6 protein-coding genes and 1 pseudogene are annotated in these 7,439 nt (G+C 66.4%); all 7 read right to left on the reverse strand.

The window, feature by feature from the left end:
* Positions 1-20: 20 nt before the first annotated feature.
* Entirely contained in the window at positions 21-2,213 is a 2,193-nt protein-coding gene (locus ACH107_RS27840; protein WP_412508963.1) for a 3-hydroxyacyl-CoA dehydrogenase NAD-binding domain-containing protein, read from the reverse strand.
* Between the two features lie 14 nt (positions 2,214-2,227).
* The gene (locus tag ACH107_RS27845) at positions 2,228-3,439 is read right to left on the reverse strand and encodes an acetyl-CoA C-acetyltransferase (protein ID WP_412508965.1); all 1,212 of its coding nucleotides are present in this window, start codon (positions 3,437-3,439) and stop codon (positions 2,228-2,230) included.
* Positions 3,436-4,083, reverse strand: a complete 648-nt coding sequence (locus ACH107_RS27850; protein WP_412508966.1) for a glutathione S-transferase family protein — start codon at positions 4,081-4,083, stop codon at positions 3,436-3,438. The genes ACH107_RS27845 and ACH107_RS27850 overlap by 4 nt, the downstream gene beginning before the upstream one ends.
* A 232-nt stretch (positions 4,084-4,315) precedes the next feature.
* Positions 4,316-4,529: pseudogene (locus tag ACH107_RS27855) on the reverse strand (hypothetical protein).
* 59 nt (positions 4,530-4,588) lie between these two features.
* Positions 4,589-6,367, reverse strand: a complete 1,779-nt coding sequence (locus tag ACH107_RS27860; protein WP_310691571.1) for an acyl-CoA dehydrogenase C-terminal domain-containing protein — start codon at positions 6,365-6,367, stop codon at positions 4,589-4,591.
* 29 nt (positions 6,368-6,396) lie between these two features.
* Positions 6,397-6,798 carry a MerR family DNA-binding transcriptional regulator gene (locus ACH107_RS27865; protein WP_310691572.1) on the reverse strand — a complete coding sequence of 134 codons (402 nt, stop codon included), beginning with the start codon at positions 6,796-6,798 and terminating at the stop codon, positions 6,397-6,399.
* Positions 6,799-7,094: 296 nt separating this feature from the next.
* The coding region (locus tag ACH107_RS27870; protein ID WP_412508969.1) for a hypothetical protein at positions 7,095-7,439 on the reverse strand (345 nt) is incomplete at its 5' end.

A 7,439-nucleotide genomic window follows, 5' to 3' on the forward strand; every position in this document is an offset into this window, starting at 1 on the left:
GCCCCGCCCGGCGCGGCCGGTCAGGCCGCCCGGCTGTCGTGGCCCGCGCCGAAGCGCCCGTAAAAGCTCTGCCCGTTTTCGGCCATCTCGCGCAGCAGGGCGGGGCAGGCGAAGCGGTCGCCGAACCGCGCGGTCAACTGGTCGCAGCGTTCGGCGGCATAGGGTGCGCCCAGCATGTCGAGCCAGGCGAAGGGCCCGCCCGACCACGGCGCGAAGCCCCAGCCCAGGATCGCGCCCACGTCGCCCTCGCGGATGTCCTCCAGCACGCCCTCTTCCAGCGCGCGCACCGCCTCCAGCACCTGCGCGAACAGCAGCCGGTGCTGCACATCGGTCAGGTCGGGCTGGTCCGCGGCGGGCGCGTATTTCTCGCCCAGTCCGGCCCAGAGGCCCTGCCGCTTGCCGCTGTCGTCATAGGCGTAGAACCCAGCGTTGGCCTTGCGGCCCAGACGGCCCTCGCCCTCCATCCAGAACAGCACCTCGTCCACCTCGGCATCGGGATAGGCGTCGCCCATGGCGGCCCGGGTCGCCTTGGCGATCTTGACGCCGAGGTCGATCGAGGTCTCGTCGGTCAGTTGCAGCGGCCCCAGCGGCATGCCCACCAGCTTGGCCGCGTTCTCGATCAGCGGCGGGGCCACGCCCTCGCGCACCATGCGGATACCCTCGTTGATATAGGGAATGATGCAGCGGTTGGCGTAGAAGAACCGGGCGTCGTTGACCACGATCGGCGTCTTGCGGATCTGGCGCACGAAATCGAGCGCCTTGGCCACCGCGCGGTCGCCGGTCTCGCGGCCCTTGATGATCTCGACCAGGGCCATCTTTTCCACCGGGCTGAAGAAATGGATGCCGATGAACTGGTCGGGCTTGTCCGCGGCCCCGGCCAGCTCCGTGATCGGCAGGGTCGAGGTGTTGGAGGCAAAGATGCAGTCCTCGCCCACCACCTGAAGCACCTTTTTCGTCACCTCGGCCTTTACGCCGATGTCCTCGAAGACCGCCTCGACGATCAGGTCGCAGCCCTCAAGGGTGGCATAGTCATCCGTGGCTGTGATCAGGTCCAGCGCGGCCTGCTTCTTGTCTTCGGTGGCCTTGCCGCGCTTGATGCCCTTGTCCATGTAGTCGGCGGTATGGGCCTTGCCCTTTTCGGCGGCCTCGGCGGACTGGTCCACCAGCACCACTTCGATGCCCGCCATGGCCGCCACCAGCGTGATGCCGGCCCCCATCATTCCCGCACCCAGAACGCCGACCTTCCGTACCGTCTGATCCGGCACCTCGGGACGGTTCGCGCCCTTTTCCAGGGCTTCCTTGTTGACGAAGAGGCTGCGGATCATGTTGGCCGACGAGGGGTTCATCAGAACATGGGTGAACCAGCGCGCCTCGATTTTCAGCGCGGTGTCGAAGGGCACCATGGCGCCTTCGTAGACGGCCGACAACAGAGCCTTGGCCGCCGGGTAGACGCCTTTGGTGCGGCCATTGACCATGGCGCTGGCGCCCACGAAGGTCATGAAGCCCGCCGGATGATAGGGCGCGCCGCCGGGCATCTTGTAGCCTTTTTCATCCCAGGGCTTGACGATGGCAGGCCCGGACAGGACCCAGGCCTTCGCCGCTGCGACGGGATCGTCCACGACCTCGTCGATGACGCCCGCCGCCTTGGCCTTTTTCGGGTCGTTGAGCTTGCCCTCCAGCAGCAGCGGGCTGGCGGCCATGGCCCCCAGCTTGCGCACCAGCCGCGTGGTGCCGCCCGCGCCGGGAAAGATGCCGATCTGGATTTCAGGCAGGCCGATCTTGGCCGATCCGTTGTCGGCGGCAAAGATGCGGTGGCAGGCCAAGGGAAGTTCCAGCCCGATCCCCAGCGCGGTGCCGGGCAGAGCGGCGGCAATGGGCTTGCCGCCCTTGTTGCGCTCGTCCATGCCCGCGCGCTCGATCTTGCGCAGCATGTGGTGCCCGGCCATGGTGAAGTCGAACAACGCCTTGGCCGGTTCGTCGCCGGCCTCGTCGCGGATCGTGGCCAGCGTGTTCAGGTCCATGCCGCCGGCGAAATCGCGCTTGCCGCTGGTGATGACGATGCCCTTGACGGTGTCATCGGCCAGCGCCGTGTCGATCAGGCCGTTGAGCACCTGCATCGACTCGCGGGTCATGACGTTCATGGACCGGCCCGGCATGTCCCAGGTGATGGTGGCGACGCCCTCGGCGTCGGTTGTCATGGTGAAATCGGTCATGTCTCTGGCCCTCCTTACACGCGTTCGATGATTGTGGCCGCACCCATGCCGGAGGCGACGCAGAGCGTGGCCAGGCCGACCTCCTTGTCGCGCCGCTCCAGCTCGTCCAGCAGGGTGCCGATGATGATCGCTCCGGTGGCCCCCAGCGGGTGGCCCAGGGCGATGGCCCCGCCGTTGACGTTGACCCTGTCGTGGTCCACCCCGAAGGCCTGCATGAAGCGCAGCACGACCGCCGAAAAGGCCTCGTTCACCTCGAAAAGGTCGAAGTCCTGTGGCGTCATGCCGGTCTCGGTCAGGATCTTGCTGGTCACCGGCACCGGGCCGGTCAGCATGATCGTGGGATCGGTGCCGATCTTGGCGCTGGCCTTGATCCGTGCGCGCGGGGTCAGGCCCCATTTCTCGCCGAATGCCTTCGAGCCGATCAGGACGCCGGCCGCGCCGTCCACGATGCCCGAGCTGTTGCCGGCGTGGTGGATGTGGTTGATCGCCTCCAGGTGCGGGTATTTCATCAGCGCGACCTGGTCGAAGCCGGGCATGACCTCGCCCTGGTCCTTGAACGACGGCTTGAGCGCGCCGAGCGATTGCATGTCGGTGCCCGGGCGCATGTGCTCGTCGCGGTCGAGGATCGGCAGGCCGTTCTGATCCGTGACGGGGAGGATCGAACGGTCGAATCGGCCCGCGTCCCAGGCCGCCTTGGCCCGGTTCTGGCTTTCCACGGCAAAGGCATCGGCGTCGTCGCGGGAAAAGCCGTATTCGGTGGCGATGATGTCGGCGGCGATGCCCTGGGGGACGAAATAGCTGTCCATGGCCACGGTCGGGTCCACGGCCACGGCGGCCCCGTCGCTGCTCATGGGCACGCGGCCCATCATTTCCACGCCACCGGCGATGTAGCCCTCGCCCGCGCCGGCGCGCACCTGGTTGGCGGCCAGGTTCACGGCCTCCATGCCGCTTGCGCAGAAACGGTTGATCGACAGGCCCGGGATGGACTGGTCGAGGTCCGAGCCCAGAACGGCCGTCCGCGCCAGGCAGCCGCCCTGTTCGCCGACCTGCGTGGCATTGCCCCAGATCACGTCCTCGACGGCGTGCCCCTCCAGGGCGTTGCGGGTCTTGAGCGCGTCGAGCACCTGGGCGGACAGGCGCAGGCTGGTGACCTCGTGCAGGGCCCCGTCCTTGCGGCCCTTGCCCCGCGGGGTGCGCAGCGCGTCGTAGATATAGGCGTCGGTCATGTTTCCTCCTTCACGTGCCCGGGCCAGGCCCGGGTCATCAGATCATAGGGGTGTCGCCAGCCGGGCAGTCCCGCGATGCGGGACAGCCAGCGGTCGATATTCGGCCAGTCGGCCCTGTCGAAGTCGAAGGGTTCCGGGTAGTAGAGGTAGGAACAGCAGGAGAGGTCCGCATTCGTCGGCCCCGCACCCACGATCCAGTCGCGGCCCTGGAGATGCTGGTCCAAGGTCCTGAGCGCGGACCGCGTGCGGCCCTGCACGAAGGCGATGGCGTCCTGCGGGCGCTTCTCTTCGGGCACGAAGTTCATCAGAAAGCGCAGCATGCCAAGCTGCGAGGACAGCTTGTGATTGTCCCAAAGCACCCAGCGCAGCACCTCGTATCTTTCCGCCTCGGTCCCGCCGAACCGGCCGGTCCGGTCGGTGATCCATTGCAGGATCGCACCAGACTGGGTCAGCGTCAGCGCGTCCGTCTCCAGAACAGGGCATTCACCCATCGCGTTGACATCGCTGCGAAACCCGGGGCTGCGGGTCTCGCCCGCGAAGAAATCCACGAAAACTGGCCGCCACGCCATGCCCGCCAGGGTCATGGCCAGGGCCGCCTTGTAGGAATGGCCGGATTCACCGAAGCAATGCAGCCTTGGGGTCATGGCGTCCCCCCGCCGGTCCTGCCCGCGGGCCGAGACGTCGCGCCATCGAGTTTATTTGCCAAGATGAAGGGGGGGACCGTGCCCCGATAACCCTGCGTTAACCTTAATGCGCGACAAAGGCCCCGCGCGGAGAGCTGGAGAGCGATCCCGCGTCCAAGGTGAAGCCCCGGCCCGGCTTGCTTCGCCCCCGCCTGTGCACGGGTCGCGGGGCGGTCTCGACGGGTCGGACGGTTCATTTCTTGCGAGCCGCCAGGTCCGAATTGAAGAGTCGCAGCCGGTGTCCGAAGCTCTCGCTGTCGATCACGCTGTCGAAGTTCTCGAACAGGAACGAGAAGCGCCTCGCCCTCGTCGAGGCCCGCCTCGGTGGCGAAGCGGCGCAGCCTGCGATAGCCGTCCTCGGTCATCGAGACGGGAAAGCGGCGGGTCAGGCGAAAGCGTTTGGGCATGGTCTCCTCCGGGTGCGGGTCAGCGGCGAGGGCGCGGCGGCCCTCGCCCCACCGTTCCATCAGAACTGCGCCGCCTCAAGCGCCATGACGGTCTCCGCGCCGCTGTTGATCCGCGCCAGGTGCGTGGCCGTAGCGGGCAGCTGGCGCGCCATGTAGTAGCGCCCCGTGGCGATCTTGGTCTCGAAGAACTCGGTATCCTCCGCGCCGTCCTCCAGCGCTGCCATGGCGGCCCTGGCCTGACGCGCCCACATCAACCCCAGGCAGACATGGCCCATCATGTGCATGAAGTCATAGGACCCGGACAGCGCGTCGTTGGGGTTCTTCGTGCCCTGCTGCATGAAATACATTCCCGCCGCCTGCAGGTCCTTCGAGGCCGCCTTGAGCGGGTCGAGGAAGTCGGCCTTGAGGGCTGCGTTGTCCTCGTTCTCCTTGATGAAATCCTTGACCATGTCGAAGAAGGCCATGATGGCCTTGCCGCCGTTCTGGGCCAGCTTGCGGCCCACCAGATCGAGCGCCTGGATGCCGTTGGTGCCCTCGTAGACCATGGTGATGCGGGCATCGCGGACGAATTGTTCCAGCCCCCATTCGCGGGTGAAGCCCGAGCCGCCCAGCGTCTGCTGGGCCAGCACGCAGGTCTCGAAACCCTTGTCCGTCAAAAAGCCCTTGATGACCGGGGTCAGCAGCGAGATCATCTGCTCGGCCGCCTCGTCATCCTTGCGGTGGCTCGCGTCGATCATGGTGGCGCCCCAGTAGGTGAAGGCGCGCGCGCCTTCGACAAAGGCCTTCTGGTCCATCAGGTTCCGACGCACGTCCGGGTGCACGATGATCGGATCGGCCGGCCCGTCGGGGTTCCTCGTGCCGGTCACGTCGCGGCCCTGCAGGCGATCACGGGCAAAGCCCACCGCGTTCTGGTAGGCGATCTCGGCCTGGGCATAACCCTGCAGGCCGACGCCAAGGCGTGCCTCGTTCATCATGGTGAACATGGCACGCATGCCCTTGTGTTCCTCGCCCACAAGATAGCCGGTCGCGCCGTCGTAGTTCATCACGCAGGTGGCATTGCCGTGGATGCCCATCTTTTCTTCCAGCCCGCCGCAGGACAGCGCGTTGCGCGCGCCCAGGCTGCCGTCCGCGTTCACCAGAAACTTGGGCACGATGAACAGCGAGATGCCCTTGACCCCCTCGGGGCCGCCGGGGATCTTGGCCAGCACCAGATGGATGATGTTGTCGGCCAGGTCGTGCTCGCCCGCCGAGATCCAGATCTTCTGGCCCGAGATGCGATAGGTGCCGTCGTCCTGCGGTTCGGCCTTGGTGCGGATGAGCCCCAGATCGGTGCCGCACTGCGGCTCGGTCAGGTTCATGGTGCCGCCCCATTCGCAGCTGACCAGCTTGGGCAGGTAGGTCTGCTTCTGATCCTCCGAGCCATGGGCGTGGATCGCGTTGTAGGCGCCATGGGTCAGGCCCTGGTACATGTTGAAGGCCATGTTGGACGACACGAAGGCCTCCTGCGCGGCCGTGTGCATGATGTAGGGCAGGCCCTGGCCGCCATACTCGGGGTCGCAGTCCATGGCCGTCCAGCCGCCCTGCTTCATGACCTCGAAGGCCTCCTTGAAGCCCTCGGGGGTGCGCACCACGCCGTTGTCGAGGCTGCAGCCCTGACGGTCCCCGACCGTGTTCAGCGGCAGCAGCACCTCGGAGGCGACCTTGCCGGCCTCTTCGAGCACGGCGGCAGTAAAGTCGCGGTCCAGTTCCTCGAAGCCGGGGATGTCCTGTTCGCTGACGGCCAGGACGTCGTGCAGCAGGAATTGCATGTCCTTGGTGGGGGCGGTGTAGATCGGCATGTCTGGTCTCTCTCCCTTGGGTCTTGCTGTCAGCCGGCGGCCCGGTCGGGGGCCAGCTCCTTCAGGCGCCGGGCGCCCCAGGCCATCTGGTCCTTCAGTTCCGCGATGGCCTCGTTCAACTCGTCGCGCTGCGCCTCCATCTCGGCCAGATGCGTCTCGGCCAGTGCGTAGGTCTTGCGCAGCTGGGTCTCCTGGCTGTCGTCCATGTGGTAGAGATCCAGCAACTGGCGGATCTCTTCCAGGCTGAAGCCGAAGCGCTTGCCGCGCAGGATCAGCTTGAGCCGCGCCCGGTCGCGCTTGCTGAACAGCCGCTTCTGGCCGTCCCGCCGCGGGTGCAGCAGTTCCTTGGCCTCGTAGAACCGCAGGGTCCTGGGCGTCACGTCAAAGGCCTCGCACATCTCGCGGATGGTCATGGTCCGGTCCGTTGTCATCTCGGGCGTCCTCCGTCTGCGTGCGTCATGCCAAAGACTTGAGGATTTGGCCGCCAGCCTACAAGGAAAGATGACGTGAACGTAAACGTAACGCAGCGTCACGCGGCGCGGGACCGGGGCTCAGCCAGGGTGACGCCGGGACGATATGCTGCCTGTGCCCGACCGGACGCCTTCAGTCCCGCGGTGGCCCGACGGCGGGCGTGCCCGGGCGGCATCCTTCGCCTTGAGCACGGTTCGTCCGCTGTTAGTGTCTGAACGAAACGCAAGGAGTCATTTATGACGGCCAGTTCAACCAGTCATGGATACGAGGTTTTTGTATCAACCTCGACTCGCGACCTGACAGATGGGCGCATATGCAGGCCGCCGCCGACGCGGCGGGTCTGGCGCTGCACCGGGTGGCCGGGGTCGCCCCCGATGATCCACGATACGCGCCGATGCTTGATGAACTTCCCGACGGTGGCCCGCTCGGGTCGCTCGGTCTGGGGTCGCTTTGCTGTACCCTTGCACATCGCCAGGCATGGCAGGCGCTCCTCGCGCATGATGATTGAGCAACCTGAGGTCTGGAAATTCTGCTGAGAGCGGGTCATGCATCCTGGCATTCCCATTTGATGTAGGCCTTCGTTTCGGAGGCCCATTTTTCG

Source organism: Roseovarius halophilus (ex Wu et al. 2025) (assembly GCF_047086965.1).